Here is a 24,854-nt window from a genome sequence, read left to right on the forward strand (position 1 = left end):
AACAGTGGGCAAGTTTCCCATACCTCCCACGAGTTCGCGGGGAGGACGCAGGAAAGGCCGCTTGCCACGACTCGCCGAAGGTTGTTCTACTGGGGCAGGTTCTGAGCCCCCTTGTGACGCTGTCGAGGAGATGTCCATGTCGAAGGGTAGTGGCGGTCCGCTGGCCGGAGTGCGCGTTCTGGAGCTCGCGGGGCTGGCCCCGGGGCCGTTCGCCGGGATGATGCTGGCCGACCACGGCGCCGAGGTGTTGCGGGTCGACCGGGTGAAGGCGGTGTCCGACAGACCCCGCACGGACGTCATGGACCGCGGCAAGCGGACGATCGGCCTGGACCTGAAGTCGCCCGAGGGCGTGGCCGCCTTCAAGGAGCTGGCCCGCAACGCCGACGTGGTGATCGAGGTGTTCCGCCCCGGCGTCGCCGAACGGCTCGGCATAGGCCCCGCCGACCTGCACGCGGTGAACGAGCGGCTGATCTACGGCCGGATGACCGGCTGGGGCCAGGACGGCCCGCTCGCGCCCACCGCCGGCCACGACATCGACTACATCGCGATCTCCGGCGTGCTGTCGATGCTCGGCCGCGAGGACGACCGGCCGACCCCGCCGATCAACATCCTCGGCGACTTCGCCGGCGGCGGCCTCATGCTGGCCTACGGCGTGCTGCTGGCCCTGTTCGAGCGCGAGCGCACCGGGAAGGGCCGCGTGATCGACGCCGCCATGGTGGACGGCGCCGCCGTGCTCTTCTCGATGTTCTACCAGGCCGCGCAGAGCGGCTTCTGGGGCCCGCGCGGCACCAACCTGCTCGACACCGGCGCCCCCCAGTACGACACCTACGAGACCGCCGACGGCGGCCACCTGGCGGTCGGCTCGCTCGAACCGCAGTTCTGGGACGCCATGGTGAACCTGATGGGCCTGACCGGCCTGCCCGACAGGAACGACAGGACGCAGTGGCCCGCCCTCAAGGCCCGGCTGGCCGAGGAGTTCGCCAAGCGCACCCGTGCCGAGTGGGAGGCCCTGTTCGAGGGGTCGGACGCCTGCGTCTCCCCCGTCCTGTCCATGGCCGAGGCCGCGCGGCACCCGCACAACGTCGCCCGGGGGACGTTCACCGAGGTCGGCGGCGCGACCCAGCCGATGCCCGCGCCGCGCCTGCTCGGCACGCCGGCCCCGGACCTGTCGCCGGCCACGCGCCTCGCGGACCTGTCCGCCTGGGGGTTGTCGGCGGAGGAGGCGGACAAGCTGCGCGAGCAGGGCGTCCTGGCCTGAGACGGCATTCCCGGGCGTGCGTTCGGTCAGGGGCGTGACGGCGTTCTCTGGGCGTTCCTGGGCCCTCGTCAGGGGTGTGACGGCGTCGCCGGGCGTGTGTGGGCCGTGTAGTCCTTGAGGGTGATCGAGTCGTGCAGGCGCACTCCCTTGCTGCTGATCTTGGTCGCGGCCCTGGTGAGGGCGACCGGCACGTGGTTGACCAGCCGGATGCCCTGGGTGAGCGCCCACAGGTCGAACCGGCTCCCCGGCACGATGCCCCTGGCCGCACGGCGGGCGAACGAGCGGCTGCGGCGCACGTAATCGCCCATCTCGGCCTCATAGGCGGGGTAGGCGGTCCGGTGGTCGCCGCCGTGCGCGGCCAGCTCGCCCGCCAGCACGTACGCCCCCACCACCGCCAGGCTCGTGCTGCCGCCCACGGCCGGGCCCGGGCAGTAACCGGCGTCCCCGGCCAGCGTCACCCGGCCACGCGACCAGGAGTCGAGCCTGAGCTGGGTGATGGAGTCGAAGTAGAAGGCGGGCGTGCGGTCCAGCTCGTCCAGGATTCTGGGGACCTGCCAGCCCAGGCCGCCGAACCGCTCGCGCAGCAGTTCCTTCTGACGGGCCACGTCCCGGTGGTGGTAGTCGAGCGGCTCCGGCGTCCTGAACAGGAAGCCGGCCCGCGCGTCGTCCATGTGCGCGGCGCTGTACACGGCGGCCATCCAGCCCTCGCCCGCCATGGCCTCCATCCGGCCGTCCAGGTCCAGGAAGTTGGGGACGGAGGCGACGGCGAGGTAGGCGCCGATCCAGGAGGTGAAGCGCTCCTCGGGGCCGAAGGTCAGGCGGCGCACGTTGGAGTGCAGCCCGTCGGCGCCGATCACCAGGTCGAAGCGCTCCTGCCGGCCACTGTCGAAGCACACCTCGCCGTCCTCGGAGATCGAGGCGATGGAGTCGCCGAAGACGTAGGCGGCGTCGTGGCGGGTCGCCTCATGGAGGACCTCGCTCAGGTCGTCGCGCATGATCTCGACGTGCCGGTCGGAGACGGCCGTGAGGACGCGGCGCAGCTCCAGTTCCACGGGCCGCGCCCGGCCCTCCCGGTGGACCCTGAGCCAGTCGGTGCCGGTCTTCTTCGCCATGATCGGCCTCAGGACGCCCATTTTCTCGACGATGTCCATGGCCGGTTTGAACAGGTCGACCGCGTGGCCGCCCGACTTCCTGAGCGCCGGGGCGCGTTCGACGACCGTGACCTCGAAGCCGTACCTGGCCAGCCAGTACGCCAGCACCGGCCCGGTGACGCTGGCTCCCGAGACGAGGACCTTCATGGCCGCTCTCCTTACTTAACGGTTGGTAAGTCCACGCTAGCACGCGCCCTTACTTAACGGTAGGTAAGGGATAAACTTCTGCCATGCCCAGTGACACCAAGTCCCGCATCCAGGCGGTGGCCCGCGAGCTGTTCGCCGAGCAGGGCGTGCAGAACACCAGCCTGCGCCAGATCTCCGACCGGCTGGGCATCACCAAGCCCGCGCTCTACTACCACTTCGCCTCGCGCGACGACCTGGTGCGCAGCATCGTGCAGCCGCTGGTGGAGGACTTCGAGCGCTTCACCGCCAGGCGGCAGCCCGGCGACCCGCGCGCGCTGCTCGACGACTACTTCGAGCTCATGTGGCGCCACCGCGACGTGACCGGGATGATGGTGCGCGACATCTCGATCCTGTCCTACCTCGATCTCGGTCAGCGCATGTTCGAATGGCGGCGCGAGCTGATCGCCCTGCTGCTCGGGCCCGACCTCACGCAGGCCCAGCAGATCCGGGCCACGGTGGCGCTCGGCGGCATGGCCGACTGCACGGTCGAATACGCCGGCCTCCCGTTGGAGGACGTCAAACCGACGGCCGTCGCAGCGGCAGCCGACGCCCTCGGCCTCTGACCCGGCCGACCACGCGAACCTCGCCCCCTCATCCCCTCGCCAAGCGACCTGAACGGCCGCGCCCTCAGGGTGCGGCCTGGACGGCCGCGTGGAGGTCGGCGCCTTCGGGGGTGACCTAGACGGTCGGCGCCCTCGGGGTGTGACCTAGACGGCCACGTAGAGGTCGGCGCCCTCGGGGTGGTGGACCTCCAGGTCCGTGGTGAAGGCGCGGGAGGGCTGGCCGCCCGACTCGGTGAACTGCCACACCTGCTGCCACGCCTCGATCAGCGCCTGCGGCATCGGCCCGCGGGCCTGCAGCCGCAGCGACTTGGCGATCGGCACGCGCACCGCCACCATGCCCTCGGGCAGCCGCGGCACCGTGCGCACGCCGATTCCGACGATCTGCGTATAAGCGCCGGTGTGGTCGCTCTCGTAGTCGGTGAGCACCGCGTAGAGGTTCTCGTCGACACGGCCCGGCACGTGCGCGAAGGCCCCCGGCGCGCCCGCCCGCTGCCACAACGCGGGCAGCGTCGCCCGCGCCGGATCCGCCTCGTCGGCGTTCGTCGTGCGTACGGCGAAGCCCACCACGGTCAGCTCGGCCCGTTCGACGATATCCACGACTTCCCTCCCCCAAATGTGTCCCCGGCCGATCATAAGCCCCGGAGAAAGGGGGAAACCCCTTGTTGAACCTGTCACCCCATAAGATGGATGAACGTGAAGTTTCTCAATGACCAAGAGCCTCGTTACGATTTGACTTACAGCGACGTGTTCATGGTGCCGTCGCGCTCCTCGGTCGGATCGCGGCTCGCGGTCGACCTCTCCACGAACGACGGCACGGGCACCACCATCCCCCTCGTCGTCGCCAACATGACCGCGGTCGCCGGCCGCCGCATGGCCGAGACCGTGGCCCGCCGCGGCGGGATCACCGTGATCCCCCAGGACATCCCCCTCGACGTCGTCGCCGAGGTGGTCGACTGGGTCAAGAAGCGCGACCTGGTCCACGACACCCCGCTCACCCTCACCCCGCACGACACCGTGGGCGAGGCGCTGCAACTGCTGCCCAAGCGCGCCCACAACGCGGTCATCGTCGTCGACTGGGACAACCGTCCCGTCGGCGTGGTGACCGAGGCCGACTGCCAGGGCGTGGACATGTACACGCAGCTGTCCGAGGTCATGTCGAGCGAGCTGCTGACGCTGCCCGCCGGGCTCGACCCGCGCGCCGCCTTCGACCGCCTGCACGGGGGACGTCACCGCCTCGCGCCCATCGTGGACGAGGACGGCCGGCTGGTCGGCATCCTCACCCGTACGGGCGCGCTGCGCGCCACGCTCTACCAGCCCGCACTCGACGCCCAGGGCCGCCTGCGCATCGCCGCGGCCGTCGGCGTGAACGGCGACGTCGCCGCCAAGGCCAAGGAACTGCTGGAGGCCGGGGCCGACTGCCTGGTCGTGGACACCGCCCACGGCCACCAGGAGAAGATGATCGCCGCCCTGCGCGCGGTACGGGCGCTCGACCCCGGCGTACCGGTCGCGGCGGGCAACGTGGTGACCGCCGAGGGCGTGCGCGACCTGGTCGAGGCGGGGGCCGACATCCTCAAGGTCGGCGTGGGGCCGGGTGCCATGTGCACCACGCGGATGATGACCGGCGTCGGGCGTCCGCAGTTCTCGGCGGTGCTCGAATGCTCGGCCGAGGCCCGCCGTCTCGGCAGGCACGTCTGGGCGGACGGCGGCGTCCGGCACCCTCGGGACGTGGCGCTCGCGCTGGCCGCCGGGGCGTCCAACGTGATGATCGGCTCGTGGTTCGCCGGCACGTACGAGTCGCCCGGCGACGCCCGTACCGACGCCGACGGGCGCAAGTACAAGGAGAACTTCGGCATGGCCTCCTCGCGGGCCGTACGGCTCAGGACCGCCGAGGACTCCGCCTACGACCGGGCCAGGAAGGCGCTGTTCGAGGAGGGCATCTCGACCTCGCGCATGTACCTCGACCCCAAGCGGCCCAGCGTGGAGGACCAGATCGACGGGATCGTCGCGGGCCTGCGGTCGTCGTGCACGTACGCGGGCGCGGCGAACCTGGAGGAGTTCCACCGCCAGGCCGTCGTCGGCATCCAGAGCTCGTCGGGCTACGCGGAAGGCATGCCTCTGCACCAAAGCTGGTGACCCACCCGGCACCGTCCGTTGGTGCGCTGGGTTCGCCGTGCTCGGGCGCGGCCTACCGGGGCCAGGCGCGGTCGCAGGCGGCGAACGTCTCGGCGATCGCCGGCCCGATGCCCCGGGCCGCGCCGGTGACCACGGCGACGCGCCCGGTGACCAGCACGGCGCCGGGAGAAAGGGCGGCCATGAACGACGACGATATCCCGACGGCATAGAGTCGTCGGGTTATTGTCATCGTCAACAGGAGCACATTCGTGGCACTCGAGAAGCCTGAGATCGACTTCCCCGAGGGCAACCCGCCCGCCGATCTGGAGATCGTCGACCTCGTCGAAGGCACTGGCCCCGAGGCCAAGCCGGGCCACAACGTCAGCGTCCACTACGTGGGTGTCTCGTTCTCGTCCGGAGAGGAGTTCGACGCGTCGTGGAACCGCGGCCAGGCGTTCGAGTTCCCGCTCGGGGGCGGCCGCGTCATCGCGGGCTGGGACCGCGGGGTCGCCGGGATGAAGGTCGGCGGCCGTCGCAAGCTCGTCATCCCGCCGCACCTCGGCTACGGTGACCGCGGCGCGCCGCCGCGCATCAAGGGCGGCGAGACGCTGATCTTCGTGGTCGACCTGCTCGGCGTCAGCTAGACCGGGAACGGGCGGGCCGCCGACAGCGGCCCGCCCGGCTTCCTGAGTCTCCCTGCTTCCGCGGCTTCCCCCGCTTTGGCAAAACCCGGGACAAATCGGGTGGGGAAATGTCGGCGTGGTGAGGCACGATAGCGGTGTGCTTCTGATCGACGTGGTCCGTACCTCCGACGCGGTGACGCGCACCTCCGCACGGCTGGGCAAGGTCGGCCATCTGGCCGAGCTGCTCGCCCGGGTCGGCCCGGACGAGGCGGAGATCGCCATCGCCTACCTGTCGGGCGATCTGCCGCAGCGCCAGGTGGGCGTGGGCTGGCGCTCGCTGGAGGACGTCCCGCAGCCCAAACTGGCGGCCACCGCCACCCTGACGGCCGTCGACGCGCTGCTGACCCGCATCAAGGCCATCTCCGGCCCCGGCTCGCAGGCGGCGCGCAGGGCGCTGGTCGCCGAGCTGTTCGCGGGGCTGACCAGCCAGGAGCAGCAGTTCATGCGCAGGCTGCTCAACGGCGAACTGCGTCAGGGCGCCCTCGACGGCGTGATGATCGAAGCGCTGGCCAAGGCGTCCGGTGCGCCGTCGGCCGACGTGCGGCGCGCGCTCACCTTGCGCGGCTGGCTGCCCGCCGTGGGCGCGGCGGCGCTGACGGGCGGCGTGACGGCGTTGCACGCGTTCAAGCTGGAGGTGGGCCGGCCGGTCTCCCCCATGCTCGCGGGCAGTGCCCCCAACGTGGCCGCCGCGCTGGAGAAGGCGGGCACGCCCGCGTCCCTGGAGTGGAAGCTCGACGGCGTGCGCGTGCAGGCCCACCGCTCGGGCGCGGAGGTGCGGGTCTTCACCCGCACGCTCGACGACATCACCGCGCAGGTACCCGAGCTGGTCGAGGCGGTGCTCGGGCTCGACTGCGCCGACCTGGTGCTCGACGGCGAGGTTCTCGCGCTGCGGCCGGACGGGCGTCCCCACCCGTTCCAGGTGACCGCGAGCCGCGTCTCCAGCAAGACCGACGTCGCCAGGCTGCGCGAGCAGACCCCGCTCAGCGTGTTCTTCTTCGACGCGCTGCGCGCCGACGGCGCCGACCTGCTCGACCTGCCGTACTCGCAGCGCCAGGAGGCCCTGGCCCGCGCCGTCCCGCCCGGCCTGCTGACGCCGCGGCTGATCACCGCCGACGTGGCGGAGGCGGAGAAGTTCTTCACGGACGTGGTCAAGGCGGGCCACGAGGGCCTGGTGGTGAAATCCCTGTCCGCTCCCTACGCCGCCGGCCGGCGTGGCGCGGGCTGGGTCAAGGTGAAGCCCCGGCACACCCTCGACCTGGTGGTCCTGGCGGCCGAGTGGGGTCATGGCCGGCGCCAGGGCAAGCTGTCGAACCTCCACCTGGGCGCGCGCGACCCCGAGGGCGGGTTCGTCATGCTCGGCAAGACGTTCAAGGGGCTCACCGACGAGCTGCTGGCCTGGCAGACCGAGCGGTTCCTCGAACTCGCCGACGGCCCCACCGACGAATGGGCGGTCAAGCTCCGGCCCGAGCTGGTCGTGGAGATCGCCTTCGACGGCGTGCAGCGCTCGCCGCGCTACCCCGGGGGGATGGCGCTGCGCTTCGCCCGGGTGCTGCGCTATCGGCCGGACAAGCGCGCCGAGGACGCCGACACCGTGGACACCGTCCGCTCCCTGATGTTCTGAGACCGATCCTCCCGTTCACGCTCCCCGGACCGGCTGGACGTCCAGAGCGAGGGTTGCCCCGTGAATCTCCCGCTTACGGCTTGAGGCCGGAATCTCCTGTCCCGTGGTCTTTGGCGAGTTCTGCCGTTCTCCAGAAACCCCAAGATCCTCGGCGTACGCTCGGCGTTCTGGGCCTCTTGCGCCCTTAAGAGAGATATGTCACTGTATGTCGCATTAAGTTGTCTTTACCTGCTGTTTGTCGCATATGTTCTTCCTCGCCCGCCGGATCCCCATCCCTTGCGGGCGGACAGGCCGTCACGCGCCTCCACACCCCCATGACCTGGCCTTTCCCTTTCATGTCCCCTAGCTAGGACCGTGGTTTACCTTGGGCCAGCACTCCCACAAATCGTCCCCCAACGACCGCAAGCTCTCCCCGGGCAAGCGTCGCTGGACCGCCATCGCCGCAGGCGCCGCCGTCGTGGCCGCCGCCTCGACCACCGCCTGGGCCGCCGTCGGCAACGACGCCCCCGCCACCACCACCGCCAAGGACGCCGCCACCGCGGCCACCTCGGCCCGCACCGCCAACCCGCCGGGCGCGGCCCAGGTCTCCCAGGCCAAGCCCATCACCCCGGCTCCCAGCACTTCGAGCCCCAGCGCCTCGACCGCCACCGCTTCGAGCCCCGACGCCTCGACCGCCACCTCTTCGGAGCCCGGCGCGAAGACCGTCCCGGACAGTCCGCACGGCGACGCCCCCGCGCCCAAAGCGCCCGCCGCCGCACAGCCCGCGGCCACCGAGACGCCGGCGTCCGAGACGGCCAAGACCGTCAAGCCGGTCAAGCTCAGGACGACGAAGCCGAAGGTCCGCGTCCTGTCCTCCGGGACCTGTGGCGCCTCGTACTACGGCGAGCCCCAGATGACGGCCAGCGGCGAACGCTTCAACCCCTCCGCCATGACCGCCGCCCACAAGTCCCTTCCCCTGGGCAGCCGCGTCCGCGTCACCAACCCGCGCAACGGCTCGTCGGTCACCGTGCGCATCAACGACCGCGGCCCGTACGTGGGCGGCCGGTGTCTCGACCTCTCCACGGCCGCGTTCGACGCGATCGGCAGTCTGAGCTCGGGCGTGATGACCGTCCGCTACGAAGTCCTGGCCCGCTGACCGCCCCTCCGGCCCCGTCTCGGCCCCGCCCCCGCCTGTTCACCATCCGGGGGCGGGCCGGGCCCTCCCCCAACACCACCCACCACGAATCCCCCGACAACCCCGCAGCTCCTCCGGCCCCCGCCCACCCGCGCCCCGGGCATTCCCACCAACGCCCCGAGCATCCCCCGCCCGAGCCCCGGCACATCCCCCGGCCTGAGCCCTTTCCCCTGCGGGCAGCGGGTGCGGCTATTTGACCAGCCGGACCGTCAGCGGGTAGCGGAAGGCGCTCTCCGACAGGGCGGAGATGCCGCCGACGATGCCCAGGACGACGGCGGCGACCCAGATCACCGGCAGAAGCACGATGCCGATGACGGTGAAGGGCAGGATGAACGTCGCCCCCACCACGGTGAGCTGGAAGTTCAGGGCCTCAAGTGCCTGCCGTCGCAGGTACGGCGACGTCTTGGCCGCGGTGAGCAGCAGGATCAACGGGCCGACGACCGGGATCCCGACGGCAATCAGCAGGTGGCCGAACGCGGCCTGGAGGCGTTCGTTGCTCTCCGAGGCCCGCACCGGACGGACCGGCTGCGGCATCGGCGGCGCGAAGCCGGGCACCGCCGTCCTCCCGTACAGCTCGTTCATGATGGGCATCAGGTCACCGTGGGTACGGGCGGTCATCGCGCGCCCCAGCCGGTCGTCGAACTCCAGCTTGTCGAACCGGCCCTCCGCGTAGGCGGCCTTGACGTGCTCGACGACGTGCTCTCGGTCCAGGTCGGTGACGCGCAGATGAGCTGGCGGCACCTGTCCCGGCCCCGGGGTCTTGGGTACCCCAGCCATGATGGTCATGCCTCTCCTTGGAATCGGCGGTCAACCTTCATACTGCGTCCTCGGAGCCGGACGTGCCATCGGGAGAAACCCGGAGCTGTCCCCGAGATCATCCCCGACGCCGGAGCTCCAGACGGTATAAAAAGGATTCATGAGATGGCGAGACCGCTACGGTATCCGTCGGCTGCGCGGCCAGAAGATCGCGCGGTTCGACCGCGAGGCGACCGATGCCGACATCGAAGCGCTCATCGCCTTCGCACGTTCGCGGCGTGGCGTCGAGTTCTACGTCGAGCCGGAGACGTTCGCCACCGACACGACCGCTGTGGCGGTGGCTGACGACGGCGAGTGGACCAGGCGGAGGGTCGGGTCGCCCGCCGTGATCCACAAGGTCGCCCGAGATCTGGCGTTACCGGTGTACGACGTGCAGCTGACGGGCTATCCCCCTCGGATGCGGGCGTACAACGAGCGCCGCCGCCGTGAAGAAGGCAGCCTGTAGTTCTGGTGGAAAGGGCGCTGGTCGATGTGACCGGCGCCCTTTCTTCATGCGCTCCCACCCGGCCCCCGGTGCCGGACGGGCCCGTGCGGGGACGGGTCGTCGTCGAGCAGGCCGAGCATGGGGACCAGCCAGCCGCCGTTGGCCGGGCCCATGGCGGTGTCGAGCTCGGCGGGGGTGGGGAGGCGGTCTCGGACGATGGCGGGTGAGAGCAGGCTCTGCAGGGCGTGCATCAGGAGGTTGGCCATCGAGTAGTGGGGGTCGGTGGTGAGCGCGCGTTCGAGGGCGATGGTGGCGAGGATGTTGTCGCCCGTGCGCCAGGCGGCCATGGCCAGCAGGGAGGCGGCCGGTGGGACGAAGCGGGGCTCCAGGCGGCGCGTGAGGTCTTTCCACAGGGGCAGGTGGGCGTCCCGCATCGTGGTCCAGGCTTCGTCGCGGACTCTGATCACGCTCAGGGCCAGGCCCAGCCGGGCGGCTTCGACGTCGTCGAGGCGGACGCTGGCGGAGTGGGCGGTCAGGCTCGCGCGGACTTCGGTGAGCGCGTCGGCGACGTAGCTCCGGGCGAAGGTGTCCAGGTCGGGGGCTGCTGTCAGGCGGGCTCGCACCTCGGCCACGGCGGCCGCGGTGGCCCGGCGCATCGCCATGCGGACCGGGCCCGTTGCCGGGGCGATCGTGCGTTCCAAGCTGCGGCGGTCGGGAAGGGCGACCATGCCGCGCACCGTCGCCTCGGCGGCGATCTGGCTGGTGGTCGGGTCGTAGGGGGTGCCCTCGGGCGGGCAGCAACGGGGAAGCTCGCAGACGTAGGACCAGTAGCGCCCTTCATGGGCGCGGATCGCGTCGCCCACGTGGATCTCCGACGCGGCGGCCACGAGCCTGGCCTCGTCGACGGCCGGGGTCACCGTCTCGCCTCCGCCGTAGCCGACGACGACCATCTTGGTGATGCCTTCGCGGGCGAAGAGCTCGGTGAGGGGGGCGAGGGTGCCCCGGGGGAACGGGAGGCTCCACCTCGCGGCCACCTTGGCCTGGCCGTGGTGGAGGCCGATCACGACCAGGCTGTCATGGGGGTGGAAGCCGACCAGGTAGGGGACTGCGGCCAGGATGTCGGCCGGGCTGGTCAGGGTGAGGCAGGGGGCCGGGGCGTTGGTCGTCATGAGCGCCAGGGTGCCGGGAAGGCCCGACCCGAGAACGCCCGAGCGCCGTTCTGTGGACGAGAAGCGCCCCGCCACCCGCCCTGTGGAAAACCGGGTGGGGCGTCGTCGGGGTCAGGGGGACGGTGGGGTCAGGGGGGTTGGGGCTGGGGTGGGGGGTGGGGTGGGGGCGATGCGGGCGCGTACGAGGAGCGCGGCGCCCGCCACCGCCGCCGGCATCATCACGACCGCCACCAGCGGCACCAGGAACAGCAGGAAGCCGACCACCCCGAACCCCAGCGTGGTCGCCATGTTCCGGCGCAGCAGCGCGAAGCGTTCCTTCCTGGACACCCCCCGGCGTTCGAGGGCCAGCGTGGTGAGCTCGACCGTCAGGAAGAACCCGGAGACGAAGGCCCCCACCACGGGCACCACCGTCTGGCCGATCACCGGCACGAACCCCAGGAAGAACAGCGGCACGGTGAGGAGCAGCACGTAGAACAGGGTGATCAGGCTGTCCCGGATCGAACGGGGCAGCGTACGCCACCACGGCTGCTCCACCGCCCCGGGCAGCGGATCGGCCTCGGCCGAGAGCCGTTCGTAGAACGGCTCTCCGATCGCCAGCGTCAGCGCCGCGAACGTCAGCACCGCCAGCGCCAGCCCGCCGAGGAAGATCGCGATGCCCACCAGCGTGCGGAACAGGTCGACCCAGCTCCACGAGTCGGCGAACGGGGTGAAGAACTCGGCCAGGTCGCGGGCGTGGGTGCCGAGCAGGATCAGCGCCACCACGTAGACGGCGAACGCGATCACCGCCGGGATCAGCCCGAACAGCCACCACCGGCCGTGCCGCGACACCCATCCGAGACCCTGGAAGAAGAAGCCGACACCGGCCGCGAAGTCGCGCAGAGATCGCATGCCCGGCAGGCTAGCGCCAGAACGACGTGACCGCGTAACCCAGTTCGTCGAACAGCTCGCGCAGCAGCGGCAGGGACACCCCGAGCACGTTGCCGTGGTCGCCCTCGATGCCCTCGACGAACCAGCCGCCGCGCCCCTCGATGCTGAACCCGCCGGCCAGGCCGAGCGGCTCGCCGGTGGCGACGTAGGCGGCGATCTCGTCCTCGGAGGGCTGGCCGAAGCGCACCACGGTGCTGGCCACCTGGGCGGCCTGCCGCCCCGCCGGCACGTCGATCACGCAGTGGCCGGTCACCAGGCGGCCGGTGCGCCCGCGCATGATGCGCCACCGCTCGACGGCCTCCTCGGCGGTGCCCGGCTTGCCGTAGGGACGGCCGTCGAGTTCGAGGATCGAGTCGCAGCCGATGACCAGACCCTCCTCCAGCCCGCTCGCGACCGCCTCCGCCTTGGCCCTGGCCAGGACGAGGCTGAGCGCCGCCGGCGAGTGCGCGGTGTAGGCGTCCTCGTCGACGCCGGAGACGATGACCTTGGGGTCGAGGCCGGCGTTGCGCAGCACGGTGAGGCGGGTGGGAGAGGCAGAGGCCAGAACGATCACCGTCCCAGCTTACCGAAGGCCCGCGCGGTCACCAGTCGTGGTTGGGGGTCCCTCTGGCGGGCTGCCGGTCGGCCGGGTCGTACGGGCCGCCCTGGGCCGGGACGGCGCCGCCGAAGATGCCGCTGAGCAGGCCGTCGAGCAGGTGGCCGAGGCCGCCGGGCAGCGAGGCGTGCTCCTGGCGCAGTTCGGCGGCGAGGGCGGAGGCGTCCATGTTCGCCTTGGCGGCGCGGTTGGCCAGCAGGGACATGACCATGGGGGCGACGAGGGGAAGCAGTCTCATGATGGTGCCGGAGCTGACGCAGGCCAGTTGCGAGAGCCCGGCGGCGGCCCGTTCGGTGCCCTGGCCGCCGAGGACGTGGCCGAGGATGCTGTGGCCGTCGCGGGTCAGCGAGGCCACGTCGCCGTTGAAGGGGTCGGTGTCGACGTGGTCTTCGAGGGCGCCGCGCAGGGCCTCCGCGCCGTCGGGGTGTTCGGCGTTGCGGGCCATGCCGCCGAGGACCGTGCCGGCCACGGCCTCGACGACCTTGCGCGCCGTGGCCGTGTCGGTGCCGAGCATCCCGGCGATCTGGTCCACCCCTGAGTCGCCGAGCTGGGCGAGAAGCTCGTCATTCAGTGTCAAGACGGTCCCCCGATCTGAGTCGCGGGAGACGTTCCCCGGCCGTGATCGAGCCAAGGCCGGGGTTCCCCTAAGTCTCGGGAAAGGTGGGTTTCCCGGGGTTCAGTCGAGGGCGGGCTGCTTGCTGCCGCTGGCCAGACCGGCGGCGGCGTACGCGCTCACCTCGTCGAGCGTCTCGTGTTCGAGCAGGGCCGCGACGATGCCGTCGAGCCGTTCCCGGTTCTCGGTGAGCACCTGGACGGCGCGTTCGTAGCACTCGTCCACGATGCGCCGCGCCTCCTCGTCCACCGTGGCGAGGGTGGCCGGCGACGCCTGCGGCGCGGAGCCGTCGTTGGGCAGGATGGTCAGCGGGCCGACCTTCTCCGACATGCCCCATCGGCCCACCATGCCGCGCGCGATCATGGTGACCTGTTCGAGGTCGTTCTCGGCGCCGGTGGTGATGACGCCGTAGACCACCTGCTCGGCCGCCATGCCGCCGAGCGCGCCGGTGATGCGGCCGCGCAGGTACTGCTCGTCGTAGGCGTAGCGGTCGGTGTCGGGGGTGGACAGCGTGACGCCGAGCGCCCGGCCGCGCGGGATGATCGAGATCTTCCTGACCGGGTCGGCGCCGGGCTGGAGCATGCCGAGCAGGGCGTGTCCGGCCTCGTGGAAGGCGGTGCGGGTGCGCTCCTCCTCCGGCATCACGATGCTGCGGGCCGCGCCGAGCTGAAGCTTCTCCAGCGCGTCCGCAAAGTCGGACATGTCGACCTTCTCCTTGCCGCGCTTGGCGGCGAGGAGTGCGCCCTCGTTGACCAGGTTGGCCAGGTCGGCGCCGGTCATGCCGGGGGTGGTCTTGGCGATGCGGTCGAGGCTGACCTCGCCGTCGAGCGGCACGCCGCGCGAGTGCACCTCCAGGATCGCCGTACGTCCGGCCGCGTCGGGCAGGCCCACCTGCACCGTACGGTCGAAGCGCCCGGGACGCAGCAGCGCCGGGTCGAGGATCTCGGGCCGGTTGGTGGCCCCGATGACGATCACGCCTTCGGCGCCGGAGAAGCCGTCCATCTCGGTGAGGATCTGGTTCAGCGTCTGCTCGCGCTCGTCGTGGCCGCCGATGCCGCCCGCGCCGCCGCGGGCCCGTCCGATGGCGTCGATCTCGTCGATGAACACGATCGAGGGAGCGACCTTGCGGGCCTCCTCGAACAGGTCGCGGACGCGCGAGGCGCCCACGCCGACGATCATCTCGATGAACTCGGAGGCGCTGGCCGAGAAGTACGGCACCTTCGCCTCGCCCGCCACGGCCCTGGCCAGCAGCGTCTTGCCGGTGCCGGGAGGGCCGGCCAGCAGCACGCCCTTGGGCAGCTTGGCGCCCAGCCTGCGGTACTTGCCGGGGTCCTTCAGGTAGTCGACGACCTCGACGAGCTCGTTCTCCACCTCGTCGATGCCGGCGACGTCGTCGAACGTGACGCGCACCTTGCCGGCCTCGACCGGCTTGGCGGCCTTGGACTTGCCGAGCCCGCTCAGGCCACCGCCCATCATGCTCGCGCCGCGGCGCATGACCCAGATCCACAGGCCGGCCAGCAGCAGCACGGGCAGCAGCGACAGCAGCAGGTTGGAGAAGAAGCCCCGGGTCAGCGGCTTGGAGGTGGTCTCCACCTGGGCCGACTTGAGCTGCTGGTCGAGCTGGTCGGTGTTGGCGAAGGCGGGGATCTCGGTCTGGAACTTGGTGTAGGACTCGCTGCTCTCGGGGTTCTTGGCCGAGCTCCTCAGGTCGCCCTCGACCGACAGCCCCTGGGCGTAGATGTCCTTGACGTTCTTGGCGTCGACCTGCTTGGTGAACTCGGTGTACGAGATCGTCTCGACCGAGTTGCTGTCCACGAAGGACGACACGACGAAGAAGCCCGCGTACACCACGAGCAGGGTGACGACGAATCGCCACCAGTTGATCTTGGGCCGCCCGCCAGGCGAACCGGGCAGGCCCTCCGAGCGCCAGGGCGGCTTGACCTTGCCCTTGTTCGGTGCCTGCGGCGGTCCAGAGCGTTCCACGGCGTCACTCCCCCACATCGCCGCATACATGATCTTTCTAGCCTAGAACACGCACTCCCGAGACCACGCGGCCAATATCACGCCAACGCTTTCTCTGCGAGTCAGGCACTGTGACGAACGCAAGTCCTGGCTTGCTCATTCCCCCGTCCATGACTACGACGGCCGCCCTTGACGAATGTTTGCCGTATTTGACGCGATATACGAGCATCCATCCGGTTTTAACCCGTTGCGAGGCGAGCCAGCTGATCTTGGAGCCCCTGGGGTGGTGGTTGAGCGTCCAGCGGGCGGCCAGGAGCGCCGTGTCGCGCGGTGACCTCTGCTCCATGATCGGCAGCGGGCAGGTCACGAGCATGCCGCGCAGCTTGCCGCCGCGCGCCGCCGGCAGCACCTGCTTGCTGGTGAACGGCGCCGCGCCGTGCGTCTTCCACGGCTTGCCCAGCCGGGGCACGGCCAGACCGGTGCGCCTGTCCTTCACCACGCTCTTGGCCGGCCGGGGCAGAGCCATGCGCTTGACGCGGCCGGTCAGCCGGGGCACGCGCGGGTCGGCGTACAGGGCCTGCATGGCGGTGTAACCGGGCGCGAGGGAGGAGCCCGGCGACGGTGTGGGGGTCGGGACGGGGGGCGAGGAAGTGGGGGACGACGTCGGCGTGGGGGTGGCCGACGACGTTGGGGCCGGAGCGGACGAGGCGGGTGCGGCCGGCGGCGCGGTTACCGGCCCCGCCACGACCTCGTCCGGCCCGGACGGGAGCGCCAGGACGATCACCGTGGCGCCGAGCGCCACGGCCGCCACGACGGCGAGCCCCCGATAGATCGACCGCATCCGGACATCGCCGATGCGGGAGCGCCTGGGCGGTGAAACGGGGGTCGCAGGGCGGTCTGTGGTTCTCACTCGTGAACCCTCGGTCTCATCTTCCCCATGGAGCACGACGGGAGCGTACGACATATCCCGCCATTGCGTGTGTGAAGCGACCGAAGTGCAATCATGGCGGGGTGGAACAGGTGGAGCTGCGGTTCGGCGAGGACTCCCGGTTCGCCCAGACGCACACGAACCTCTCGGCGGTCAGGTGGGAGCCGACGGGCCTGTGGGTGGCCGGCGACGAGACCGCCACCGTCGAACGGCTCACCTGGACCGGCGACCACTTCGGCGACGAGCGCTCGTTCGCCCTGGCCGACTACGTCGAGCTGCCGGCCGGGCGCTTCGACGAGGCCGACATCGAGGGCCTGGCCAGGGCCGACGGCCACCTGTGGGCGGTCGGCTCGCACAGCCTCAAACGCCGCAAGGCCAAGCGGGGCGAGCCGGAGAAGTCGATCAGAAGGCTGGGCACGGTCGTCCGCGAGGAGAACCGGTTCATCCTGGTCCGCCTGCCGCTCGACGAGACCGGCGAACGGCCGCTGCCCGGCGCGATCCTGTCCGGCGGACGCAACGTCGCCGCCATGCTGGCCGACGACCGCCATCTGGCGCCGTTCCTGGCGCTGCCGGGCAAGGACAACGGGCTCGACATCGAGGGCATCGCGGTCGTGGGCGAGCGGGTCTACCTGGGGCTGCGCGGGCCGGTGCTGCGCGGCTGGGCGGTGGTGCTGGAGATCCGGCCCGTGGACGACGGCGGCGGCCGGTTACGGCTCGACGGGCCGTACCGCAAGCACTTCCTCGACCTCGGCGGGCTGGGCGTGCGGGACATGTGCCCGCACGGCGGCGACCTGCTGCTGCTCACCGGCCCCACCATGAGCCTGGACGGCCCCGTTCGGGTCGTGCGCTGGCGGGAACGGCAGGGCGGCGGGCTCGTGCACGCACACGACCTGGAGACCGTCCTGGAGCTGCCCTACGGCGTCGGCGACGACCACCCGGAAGGGCTGGCCGTGCTGCCCGACGGCCGGCTCATGGTCGTCTACGACAGCCCGTCGCCCGCCCGGATCACCCCGGCGGGCGGCGTGCTGGCCGACATCTTCACGATCTAGCGACCCGCCCGAGGAGCCAGGGCGCCTCGGCGACGAACGTGCACGACCCCGGCTCGATCTCGGTGAACCCGGCGTCGCGCACCACGGGCAGCCCGGCGGCCACCTTGGCGTCGAAGTCGTCCCGGTCCGGCGCGGCGCGCACGGAGACCGCCAGGCCGTCCGCCCGCCAGGCGGCCCGCTCGGCCTCGTCGCTGGCCCACCAGGCGAGCTGCGCGGCGTGCCCGGCCTGGGCCATGGCCTTGCCCGCCGACATGGTCAGCCTGGGGTTCTCCCACAGGACCGGCGGGCCGGACGGTTCGCCGGGCTCGGCCGTGTCACTCAGCTCGGTGCCGCCCACCTGAAGCCGGGCCAGATCCTTGGGCCAGGCGTCGAGCGGGATGGGCGGGTGCACCCGCACCTCCGCCGTGCGGTGCTCGATCGTGCGGCCGGGCAGCGCGGCGGCCCTGCGCCACTCGGCGCCCCTGGCGCGGCGCACCACCTTGCGGATCTTGCCGGTGGACTGCCAGGCGTGCAGCTCGGCGGCCCACTCCCCCGGGGCGTCCAGCAGGCTCAGCACGGCCATGGCGGCGGCCTCCAGCGCGTCGGTGCGCTCGGGGGGAGCGGCCCTCTCGATCCTGACCACGAGGGGGAGGACCATCAGTTCGGTCTCGTTCATCACCGTCTAGCATGCCGGATGGCCAGGGACATTCCCGCGGCCAGGAGGCAGAGGGCGCCGGCGGCGTACCAGGCCAGGTCGTAGGCGCCGAGCCGGTCGCGGGTCAGGCCCGCGCCCACGGCGGCGATCGCGGCGCCCACCTGGTGCGAGGCGAACACCCAGCCGAACACGACGGCGCCGTCCTGGCCGTAGATCCGGCGGCACAGGGCGACGGTGGGGGGCACGGTGGCCACCCAGTCCAGGCCGTAGAACACGATGAAGATCAGCATGCTGGGCTCGGTGGTGGCCGCGAACAGGCCGGGCAGCAGCATCAGGGACAGGCCGCGCAGGCCGTAGTAGACGCCGAGCAGCAGCTTGGGGTCGATCTTGTCGCTGAGCCAGCCGGAGGCGACCGTCCCGACGATGTCGAAGACGCCGATGATCGCGAGCAGCCCGGCGGCGACCGGCTCGGCCATGCCGTGGTCGTGCGCGGCGGGGATGAAGTGGGTGCCGACCAGGCCGTTCGTGCTCATGCCGCAGATCGCGAAGCCGCCGGCGAGGAACCAGAAGGCGCGCGTGCGCGCGGCCGAGCGCAGCACCGTCAGCGCCCGCGCCGCCGCGTTCCCGGCGGCCGGCCTCGTCCGTACGGCGTCCGCCTCGGCGCCGAGAGCCGTCGTGCCCACCTCCTCGGGGTGGTCGCGCAGCAGCCACCAGACGAACGGCACCACCGCCAGCGCGGCGGCGGCCACCGTCAGGGACGCGGCCCGCCAGCCTGGCCCCTCGGCGAGCTGGGCCAGCACCGGCAGGAAGATCAGCTGCCCCGTCGCGCCCGCCGCGGTCAGGATGCCGGTGACGAGCCCCCGGTGCCGGACGAACCAGCGGTCGGTCACCGTGGCGGCGAACACCAGCGCCATCGACCCGGTGCCGAGCCCGATGAACACGCCCCAGAACAGCAGCAGGTGCCAGCTCGCCGTCATGATCACGGTGAGCCCGCTGCCGACCGCGACCAGCAGCAGCGCCAGCGACACCACGCGGCGCATGCCGAAGCGGTCCATCAGCGCGGCGGCGAAGGGGGCGGTCATCCCGTAGAGCACCAGGTTGATCGACACGGCGAGCGAGATCGTGCCCGTGCTCCAGCCGAACTCGTCGTGCAGCGGGGTGATCAGCACGCCGGGGGTGGCGCGGAAGCCGGCCGCGCCGAGGATGGCCACGAAGGCCACGGCCGCGACCCACCAGGCGCGGTGGATCCTGGGGGTCCGCGTGGGGGTGGGGGTGGTGCTCAACGTCATGCGCCAATCCTGATTTACAGCCATTCAGTGGCGCGAGTGGCCCGAAAGCCAATATGTGCAAGAATCAGGCCATGGCCCACCGAGTCGCGGTCGTCGTGCTGAACAACTTCGCCCCGCTCGACCTCGGCGTGCCCGGCCAGGTCTTCCAGTCGGCCGAGACGCCGGACGGCGAGAAGCTCTACGAGGTCGTGACCTGCTCCCCCGACCGCGAGCCGGTCCGCTGCACGGCCGGCTACACCGTGCTGCCCGACCACGACCTCGACGTGCTCGACACGGCCGACACGGTGCTGGTCCCTGGCATCCACGGGGGCCGGGCGATGAAGGACGGCACGATCACCGCCACCTTGCGCGCGGCCCTTCAGGACCGCCCGCGCGTCATGTCGATCTGCACGGGCGCGTTCGTCCTGGCGGCGGCGGGCCTGCTGGACGGCCGCCCGGCCACCACGCACTGGCGCGAGGCGGCCCGGTTCGCCACCCTGTTCCCGCTGGTCAAGCTGGACCCCGACGTGCTGTTCGTGGACGACGGCGACGTGCTGACCTCGGCCGGCGTCGCGGCGGGCCTCGACCTGTGCCTGTACGTGATCAAGCGCGACCACGGCGCCGAGGTGGCCAACCGGACCGCCCGCCGCTGCGTGATGCCCCCCTGGCGGGACGGCGGCCAGGCGCAGTACATCGAGCGTCCCCTGCCGCACGACGACGCCGGCGGCACCGCCGCGACCCGCGACTGGATGCTGGCCCACCTCGACGCCCCGCTCGATCTCAACGCGCTGGCCGGCCACGCCAGGATGAGCGTGCGCACCTTCACCAGGCGCTTTCGCGAGGAGACCGGGATGAGCCCGGCCAAATGGCTGACCGGCCACCGCGTCGGCCACGCCAGGCGCCTGCTGGAGACCACCGACCTCGGCGTGGAGGACGTGGCCAGGCGCTCCGGCTTCGGCACGGCGGTCTCGCTCCGCCAGCACCTGCACGCGGCCGTCGGCGTCGCGCCGCTGACCTACCGGCACACCTTCCGCCGCTCCTGAGCCGCTCGCCGGGAAGGCGCGGGACGGCCTACTCGAACAGGTCGGGCTGCTCGCGCACGATCTGGTCGTGCAGCGGCTGGTAGTTGATCCAGCCGACCAGGTCGTTGCCGATCTGCTGGTGGGTGAGGGCGGCGTTGTCGGGCTCGATGGGCACGACCTGCCCGGCGGCCTTGGCGAGGAGCTGCACCTGCGCCGAGCGTTCCATGGTGATGAACCACCAGGCGGCCGCGTCCACCGTGTCGCCGACGGTCAGCAGGCCGTGGTTGCGCAGCACGAGGGCCTTGTTGCCGCCCAGGGTGGCGGCGATGCGCTTGCCCTCCTCCAGGTCGGTGACGACGCCCGTGTAGTCGTCGAACAGCGCGTTGTCCTGGTAGAAGGCGCAGGCGTCCTGGGTGATGGGCTCGATGGTCTGGCCGAGCGCCGACAGGGCGCGGCCGTGGATGGAGTGGCTGTGGGCGGCCGCGACCACGCCGGGACGGGCCTGGTGCACCTGGGAGTGGATGGCGAAGGCGGCCTCGTTGACGTGGTAGCGGCCCTCGACGACCTGGCCCTCGTGGTTGACGAGGATGAGGTCGCTGACCCTGACGTGCTTGAACGACATGCCGAACGGGTTGACCCAGAAGTGGTCGCTCAGCTCGGGGTCGCGGGCGGTGATGTGCCCGGCCACGCCCTCCTCGAACCCGAACCTGCCGAAGATGCGCAGCGCCGCCGCGAGCCGCTCCTTGCGGTGCCGCCGCTCCTCCTCGATCGTCTCGAACGTCGGCGGCAGGCGGAAGATGAGGTTGTCCGGCATGGCTCTCCTCGTGCACAGAATGTTGTTCTGACCGCAGACTAGCGCCTGAACGGCACGCCCGCCGTCCGCGATCTGGCCAGGATCACCAGGGCCTCGCCGAGCAGGCCGACGCCGATCGACAGCGGGATCGACCTGACCTCCTCGTGCATGCCGGCGGCCAGCGCCAGCGCGCCCACGCCGAAGCTGATCGCGAACGTCACGGCCCACACGACCAGCGTCTTCCAGGTGTAGCGCTGCCAGAGCACGCCGTCCTTGGGGAACACCTGCGTGGTGGCCGCCCTGAGTGCGCCGAAGGCCACGCCGATCAGGGCGGTGACCGCCAGCCACGTGACGTCGAGAACGGTCGGGTGCACGTCGAGCAGGCCGTGGAGGCCGATGCCGATGAGGATGACCGGCGGCGCGTACACGTCCTTGGCGATGAGCGGCTGGCCGATCATGCGCCTGGCGACGGCGTAGACGACGAGCGCGGCGATTAGTAGCACGTCCATGCTAAATAAAGTAGCAGGGGCGTGCTATAAAGAACAACATGCCGAAAGTCGTCGATCCCGAGGCCCGCCGCGACGAGGTGGCCGACGCCGTGTTCCGGGTCGTGCGCCGCGCCGGGTTCGAGCAGGCGTCGCTGCGCAACGTGGCGGAGGAGGCCGGGCTGGCCATCGGCTCGGTGCGCCACTACTTCGCCGGGCACACCGAGCTGATGACCTTCGCGATGCGTGCCTCGATCGAGCGGGTCGGCGCGCGCCTGGAGGAACGCGTCGGCCCGCTGCTCGCCGCGCAGGACGGCGAGGAGCGGGCCGAGCGGGTCGAGCTGATGTTGTCGGAGCTGCTGCCGCTGGACGAGCCGCGCCTGGAGGAGGCGGCCGTCTGGCTGGCCTTCACGACGGCCGCGCGCACCCGGCCCGAGCTGCGTCCCCTGGCCCGCGAGGCGTACGACGGCATGCGCCGGCTGGTCGGCCGCATCGTCGAGGGCATCGCCGCGCACGGCGGCCTGGGCGACGTCGAGGTGGAGACCGAACGGCTGTGCGCGCTGATCGACGGGCTCACGGTCGAGGGCGTGCTGCACCCCGAGCGGATGACGCCCGCGCTGATGCGCCGCTGCCTACGCCGTCACCTCGACACCCTTGCCGAACCACGTCTCTAGCGCCCGCGTCAGCGTCTCGTCCGGCGTGCCGGCCCAGGCCACGTAGCCGTCGGGGCGCACCAGCACGGCCTCTGCCGGGCACGACGGCACGGTGACCGTCTCGACCCGCTCGTGGCGTACGCGCAGCTCGCCGGTGCGGTCGAGCAGCAGCGGCCGGGCCCGGGAGGCGGGCTCCGGCGGCAGGTCGGCCAGGAACCGGCCGGCCAGCGGATGCCCGTCGCCGGGCGTCGGGTAGGGCAGGTCGGAGCCCGCCAGGAGCGCGGCGAAGCGCCGCCGGTTGGCGTCGTCGCCCAGCAGCTCGGCGAACAGCTCGCGCAGGGCCGTCACGTCCGGGCCCGGCGCGGCCAGGGCGAGCTGGGCGCTGGAGTGCATGGCCACCCGCTCGGCGGCGGGCCTGCGCTCGGTGTCGTAGGTGTCGAGCAGCCCGGCCGGCGCCCAGCCCTGGAGCTCGGCGGCCAGCTTCCAGGCCAGGTTGGCGGCGTCCTGGAGGCCGAGGTTGAGCCCGGGAGCGCCCATGGCGGAGTGCACGTGGGCGGCGTCGCCCGCCACGAAGACGCGGCCCGCCCGGTAGCGGTCGGCCACCCGGGTCTCGCGGCCGTTCAGGCGCCTGAGCAGGTGGGGGCCCTCGCCGGTGGGCGGGCCGAGCGGGAGGTCGGCCCCGAGCACGCGGGCCAGGCTCGCACGCAGCTCGCCGACGGTCATCGGCTCGTCGTCGCCGGGGATCTCGCCGCCCCACTCCATCGAGGTGACCGAGAGCACGCCCGGCCCCGCGGGCAACATCGCGTACGCGCCGCGCTCGGTCCGGTGCCAGGTGTAGAGCACGAACGTGCCGTGGCCGGGCACGTCCATCTCGACCGTGCCGGGGCTCACGACCGCTCCCGGCACGGTGACGTGGGCCGTACGGCTGACGACGTCGGCCGCGCGCACCCCTGGGAAGCCGATGCCGGACCGCTTCCTGACCAGGCTGTGGGCGCCGTCGCAGCCCACCAGGTAGCGCGTACGCAGCTCGTAGGGGCCTTCGGGGCCCGACACCGAGAGCGTGACGCCCTCGCCGTCCTGCTCGAAACCGGTCAGCTCGTGGCCGCGCCGGATCTCCGTGCCCAGCTCGACGGCCCGCCGTTCGAACAGCTCCTCCAGCTCGGGCTGCCGGACGCCGAGGGCGCGCAGCGGATTGCCGTCGAGCCCGGCCAGGTGGAGCGGCATGGCGCCGAAGACGAACGCGGGCACGGGCGCGGGCGCCGTGGTGAGGCCGCGCTGGTGCAGCAGGCCGACGACCTGGCCGATGATGCCGTTGGCCTTGGGCTGGTCGCTGCGGACGGGCAGGCGTTCGAGCACGACGGACCGCACTCCGGCCAGGCCGAGCTCGCAGGCCAGCATCAGGCCGTTGGGGCCGCCGCCGGCGACGACGACGTCGACGGTCGTGAGCTCTTGTCGGGTCACGAGGTCTCTCCTTCGGGCGAGGGGCAGGGGGCGGGCAGTCCGGCGGCCAGGCAGCCCAGGGCCTCGCGCAGCAGCGGCACCAGCGGGACGGGCGGATCGGAGCGCAGCCAGTGGCCGACGGCGACCTGCACGGCGGCGCTCACCGTGGCCGCCACCAGGTGCGGGTAGAGGTCGCGGCCCGCGTCGGCGCCCGTGCGCTCGGCCACGGCCGCGGCCAGCTCGCCGTCGGCCGCGAACTGGGCCTTGAGCGCCTCGGCGCGCAGCGCGGGCTCGCCGGCCAGCAGGCGGGTGAGGGCCAGCCGGTCGGCGTCGGGCGGCGCGGGGCTGGCCATGGCCTGCTCCCACGGCGCGGCGACCGCCGCGACCAGCGCCTCCCACAGCGGCTCGGCCGCCGGACGGGCGCGCAGCACGGCCACCGTCCGCCGGACGCGGTCGGTGTGGCGGGCGGCGAGGGCCTCGTACTTGCTGGAGAAGTAGTTGTTGAACGTGCGCGGCGACACGCCGACCAGGTCGGCGACGTCCTCCACCCGGACGTTCTCCAGCCCGCGCTCCAACGCCAGCCGGAGCGCCGCGTCCATCAGCGCCTCGCGGGTCGCCTGCTTCTTCCGTTCCCTCAGTCCGCTCACTCTTTCAGAATACGCACTTTTGCGCAGTACGCAATCTTTCCGGATCAGCATTTTTTTGCTAACGGAAAAACGTGCTGGCCGGCGTTAGATTGGAGGCATGTCCACCATCCTGACCATGGAGTTCGCCGGTACGGTCAGGGCCGACCGCTCGGGCCCCGTCGACCGGCTGCGCGACGCCGGCGCGATGACCGAATGGGTCCGCGAGCACGCGGCCGACCTGGGCGTCCCGCCCGACTTCACCGCCACGGAGGAGCTGCGCGAGCAGACCGTACGGCTGCGCCAGGCCGTCAGGGCACTCCTGGCCAGGGCGATCGCCCCCGACCCGCCGAGCGTCGCGGACGCCGGCCGCCTGCCCGGCTTCGCCGAGTCGCTGGCCCTGGTGAACGCGACCGCCCTGGCCGCCCCCACCGCTCCGCAGCTGTCGTGGACCGGCGAGCCGTCGCTGACCCTGGTCCCGGCCGTGAAGGCGAACCCGTCCACGCGCCTGCGGGGGCGGCTGGCCGTCGCGGCCGTCGAGTTCCTGGCCGGGCCCGACCACACCCTGCTGCGCACCTGCGGAGCTCCGCGCTGCGTGCTCTATTTCGTCAAGGAGCACGCGCGCCAGGAGTGGTGCTCGCCGGCCTGCGGCAACCGCGCGCGGGCGGCCCGCCACTACCGGGAGCACAAGAAATAGCCTCATCT

The 24,854-nt window shown here is 71.9% G+C and carries 28 protein-coding genes; 12 read left to right on the forward strand and 16 right to left on the reverse strand.

Annotation, left to right across the window (positions count from 1 at the left end):
* Positions 1-136 precede the first annotated feature (136 nt).
* Positions 137-1,258: a CaiB/BaiF CoA-transferase family protein gene (locus ABZ815_RS17080; protein ID WP_357698713.1), complete on the forward strand. Its 1,122-nt coding sequence runs from the start codon at positions 137-139 to the stop codon at positions 1,256-1,258.
* A 68-nt stretch (positions 1,259-1,326) separates the two neighbouring features.
* Here ABZ815_RS17080 and ABZ815_RS17085 read toward each other — a convergent pair whose 3' ends face one another.
* Positions 1,327-2,556 (reverse strand): FAD-dependent monooxygenase, encoded by a 1,230-nt coding sequence (locus ABZ815_RS17085; RefSeq protein WP_357698716.1) that lies wholly within the window; start codon positions 2,554-2,556, stop codon positions 1,327-1,329.
* Positions 2,557-2,639: 83 nt separating this feature from the next.
* Between ABZ815_RS17085 and ABZ815_RS17090 the strand changes: the two genes are divergently transcribed.
* A complete protein-coding gene (locus ABZ815_RS17090; RefSeq protein WP_357698719.1) occupies positions 2,640-3,158 on the forward strand; it encodes a helix-turn-helix domain-containing protein in 519 nt (172 codons plus the stop codon).
* Positions 3,159-3,302: 144 nt separating this feature from the next.
* Here ABZ815_RS17090 and ABZ815_RS17095 read toward each other — a convergent pair whose 3' ends face one another.
* Positions 3,303-3,755 (reverse strand): effector binding domain-containing protein, encoded by a 453-nt coding sequence (locus tag ABZ815_RS17095; RefSeq protein WP_357698721.1) that lies wholly within the window; start codon positions 3,753-3,755, stop codon positions 3,303-3,305.
* 96 nt (positions 3,756-3,851) lie between these two features.
* Here ABZ815_RS17095 and ABZ815_RS17100 point away from each other — a divergent pair, with 96 nt between their 5' ends.
* The gene (locus tag ABZ815_RS17100) at positions 3,852-5,291 is read left to right on the forward strand and encodes a GuaB1 family IMP dehydrogenase-related protein (protein WP_357698723.1); all 1,440 of its coding nucleotides are present in this window, start codon (positions 3,852-3,854) and stop codon (positions 5,289-5,291) included.
* A gap of 52 nt (positions 5,292-5,343) precedes the next feature.
* On the opposite strand, the gene ABZ815_RS17105 is transcribed toward ABZ815_RS17100, so the two are convergent.
* Positions 5,344-5,472, reverse strand: a complete 129-nt coding sequence (locus tag ABZ815_RS17105) for a hypothetical protein (RefSeq protein WP_357698726.1) — start codon at positions 5,470-5,472, stop codon at positions 5,344-5,346.
* 67 nt (positions 5,473-5,539) lie between these two features.
* Here ABZ815_RS17105 and ABZ815_RS17110 point away from each other — a divergent pair, with 67 nt between their 5' ends.
* The 3 genes from ABZ815_RS17110 to ABZ815_RS17120 all read left to right on the forward strand — a co-directional run bounded on the left by ABZ815_RS17110 (position 5,540) and on the right by ABZ815_RS17120 (position 8,709).
* On the forward strand, positions 5,540-5,914 hold the full coding sequence (locus ABZ815_RS17110; RefSeq protein WP_352357863.1) for an FKBP-type peptidyl-prolyl cis-trans isomerase: 375 nt from the start codon (positions 5,540-5,542) through the stop codon (positions 5,912-5,914).
* 136 nt (positions 5,915-6,050) lie between these two features.
* Positions 6,051-7,574: an ATP-dependent DNA ligase gene (locus ABZ815_RS17115; RefSeq protein WP_357698728.1), complete on the forward strand. Its 1,524-nt coding sequence runs from the start codon at positions 6,051-6,053 to the stop codon at positions 7,572-7,574.
* 364 nt (positions 7,575-7,938) lie between these two features.
* Positions 7,939-8,709 (forward strand): septal ring lytic transglycosylase RlpA family protein, encoded by a 771-nt coding sequence (locus tag ABZ815_RS17120; RefSeq protein WP_357698731.1) that lies wholly within the window; start codon positions 7,939-7,941, stop codon positions 8,707-8,709.
* Positions 8,710-8,937: 228 nt separating this feature from the next.
* On the opposite strand, the gene ABZ815_RS17125 is transcribed toward ABZ815_RS17120, so the two are convergent.
* Positions 8,938-9,534 carry a DUF1707 and DUF4870 domain-containing protein gene (locus tag ABZ815_RS17125; protein WP_357698733.1) on the reverse strand — a complete coding sequence of 199 codons (597 nt, stop codon included), beginning with the start codon at positions 9,532-9,534 and terminating at the stop codon, positions 8,938-8,940.
* A 130-nt stretch (positions 9,535-9,664) separates the two neighbouring features.
* On the opposite strand from ABZ815_RS17125, the gene ABZ815_RS17130 reads away from it, so the two are divergent.
* A complete protein-coding gene (locus ABZ815_RS17130) occupies positions 9,665-10,009 on the forward strand; it encodes a hypothetical protein (RefSeq protein ID WP_352327808.1) in 345 nt (114 codons plus the stop codon).
* 44 nt (positions 10,010-10,053) lie between these two features.
* On the opposite strand, the gene ABZ815_RS17135 is transcribed toward ABZ815_RS17130, so the two are convergent.
* The 6 genes from ABZ815_RS17135 to ABZ815_RS17160 form a co-directional block, all read right to left on the reverse strand.
* Positions 10,054-11,157, reverse strand: a complete 1,104-nt coding sequence (locus ABZ815_RS17135; protein ID WP_357698735.1) for a DUF4192 domain-containing protein — start codon at positions 11,155-11,157, stop codon at positions 10,054-10,056.
* 111 nt (positions 11,158-11,268) lie between these two features.
* On the reverse strand, positions 11,269-12,045 hold the full coding sequence (locus ABZ815_RS17140; protein ID WP_357698738.1) for an EI24 domain-containing protein: 777 nt from the start codon (positions 12,043-12,045) through the stop codon (positions 11,269-11,271).
* A 10-nt stretch (positions 12,046-12,055) separates the two neighbouring features.
* Complete coding sequence (locus ABZ815_RS17145; RefSeq protein WP_357698741.1) at positions 12,056-12,637, reverse strand: nucleoside triphosphate pyrophosphatase; 582 nt, start codon at positions 12,635-12,637, stop codon at positions 12,056-12,058.
* 28 nt (positions 12,638-12,665) lie between these two features.
* A complete protein-coding gene (locus ABZ815_RS17150) occupies positions 12,666-13,256 on the reverse strand; it encodes a DUF937 domain-containing protein (RefSeq protein WP_357698743.1) in 591 nt (196 codons plus the stop codon).
* 99 nt (positions 13,257-13,355) lie between these two features.
* A complete protein-coding gene (gene ftsH, locus ABZ815_RS17155) occupies positions 13,356-15,275 on the reverse strand; it encodes an ATP-dependent zinc metalloprotease FtsH (protein ID WP_357698746.1) in 1,920 nt (639 codons plus the stop codon).
* A 37-nt stretch (positions 15,276-15,312) separates the two neighbouring features.
* The gene (locus ABZ815_RS17160) at positions 15,313-15,837 is read right to left on the reverse strand and encodes a hypothetical protein (protein WP_357698748.1); all 525 of its coding nucleotides are present in this window, start codon (positions 15,835-15,837) and stop codon (positions 15,313-15,315) included.
* A 40-nt stretch (positions 15,838-15,877) separates the two neighbouring features.
* Between ABZ815_RS17160 and ABZ815_RS17165 the strand changes: the two genes are divergently transcribed.
* Entirely contained in the window at positions 15,878-16,084 is a 207-nt protein-coding gene (locus ABZ815_RS17165) for a hypothetical protein (RefSeq protein ID WP_357698751.1), read from the forward strand.
* 181 nt (positions 16,085-16,265) lie between these two features.
* Complete coding sequence (locus tag ABZ815_RS17170) at positions 16,266-17,231, forward strand: DUF3616 domain-containing protein (RefSeq protein WP_357698754.1); 966 nt, start codon at positions 16,266-16,268, stop codon at positions 17,229-17,231.
* Here the strand turns inward: ABZ815_RS17170 and ABZ815_RS17175 are convergent.
* Together ABZ815_RS17175 and ABZ815_RS17180 are read right to left on the reverse strand one after the other, a co-directional pair.
* Positions 17,221-17,886 carry a peptidyl-tRNA hydrolase gene (locus tag ABZ815_RS17175; protein WP_357698756.1) on the reverse strand — a complete coding sequence of 222 codons (666 nt, stop codon included), beginning with the start codon at positions 17,884-17,886 and terminating at the stop codon, positions 17,221-17,223. The genes ABZ815_RS17170 and ABZ815_RS17175 overlap by 11 nt on opposite strands.
* Positions 17,886-19,154: an MFS transporter gene (locus ABZ815_RS17180; RefSeq protein ID WP_357698759.1), complete on the reverse strand. Its 1,269-nt coding sequence runs from the start codon at positions 19,152-19,154 to the stop codon at positions 17,886-17,888. The genes ABZ815_RS17175 and ABZ815_RS17180 overlap by 1 nt, the downstream gene beginning before the upstream one ends.
* 71 nt (positions 19,155-19,225) lie before the next feature.
* Here ABZ815_RS17180 and ABZ815_RS17185 point away from each other — a divergent pair, with 71 nt between their 5' ends.
* Positions 19,226-20,176, forward strand: coding sequence for a DJ-1/PfpI family protein (locus ABZ815_RS17185; RefSeq protein WP_357698762.1), 951 nt, complete (start codon positions 19,226-19,228; stop codon positions 20,174-20,176).
* Positions 20,177-20,204: 28 nt separating this feature from the next.
* Here the strand turns inward: ABZ815_RS17185 and ABZ815_RS17190 are convergent, their stop codons facing one another.
* Positions 20,205-20,969: a class II aldolase/adducin family protein gene (locus tag ABZ815_RS17190; protein ID WP_357698764.1), complete on the reverse strand. Its 765-nt coding sequence runs from the start codon at positions 20,967-20,969 to the stop codon at positions 20,205-20,207.
* Between the two features lie 38 nt (positions 20,970-21,007).
* The gene (locus tag ABZ815_RS17195) at positions 21,008-21,457 is read right to left on the reverse strand and encodes a hypothetical protein (protein WP_357698766.1); all 450 of its coding nucleotides are present in this window, start codon (positions 21,455-21,457) and stop codon (positions 21,008-21,010) included.
* A gap of 38 nt (positions 21,458-21,495) precedes the next feature.
* Between ABZ815_RS17195 and ABZ815_RS17200 the strand changes: the two genes are divergently transcribed.
* Positions 21,496-22,107, forward strand: a complete 612-nt coding sequence (locus ABZ815_RS17200; protein ID WP_357698769.1) for a TetR family transcriptional regulator C-terminal domain-containing protein — start codon at positions 21,496-21,498, stop codon at positions 22,105-22,107.
* Here the strand turns inward: ABZ815_RS17200 and ABZ815_RS17205 are convergent.
* Together ABZ815_RS17205 and ABZ815_RS17210 are read right to left on the reverse strand one after the other, a co-directional pair.
* The gene (locus ABZ815_RS17205; protein WP_357698772.1) at positions 22,066-23,547 is read right to left on the reverse strand and encodes an FAD-dependent monooxygenase; all 1,482 of its coding nucleotides are present in this window, start codon (positions 23,545-23,547) and stop codon (positions 22,066-22,068) included. The genes ABZ815_RS17200 and ABZ815_RS17205 overlap by 42 nt on opposite strands.
* Positions 23,544-24,173, reverse strand: coding sequence for a TetR family transcriptional regulator (locus ABZ815_RS17210; RefSeq protein WP_357698774.1), 630 nt, complete (start codon positions 24,171-24,173; stop codon positions 23,544-23,546). Before ABZ815_RS17210 ends, ABZ815_RS17205 begins: the two co-directional genes overlap by 4 nt.
* Before the next feature lie 97 nt (positions 24,174-24,270).
* Here ABZ815_RS17210 and ABZ815_RS17215 point away from each other — a divergent pair, with 97 nt between their 5' ends.
* Positions 24,271-24,846 carry an ABATE domain-containing protein gene (locus tag ABZ815_RS17215; protein WP_357698775.1) on the forward strand — a complete coding sequence of 192 codons (576 nt, stop codon included), beginning with the start codon at positions 24,271-24,273 and terminating at the stop codon, positions 24,844-24,846.
* Positions 24,847-24,854 lie beyond the last annotated feature (8 nt).

This window comes from Nonomuraea sp. NPDC047529, assembly GCF_040642995.1.
Taxonomy (GTDB): domain Bacteria; phylum Actinomycetota; class Actinomycetes; order Streptosporangiales; family Streptosporangiaceae; genus Nonomuraea.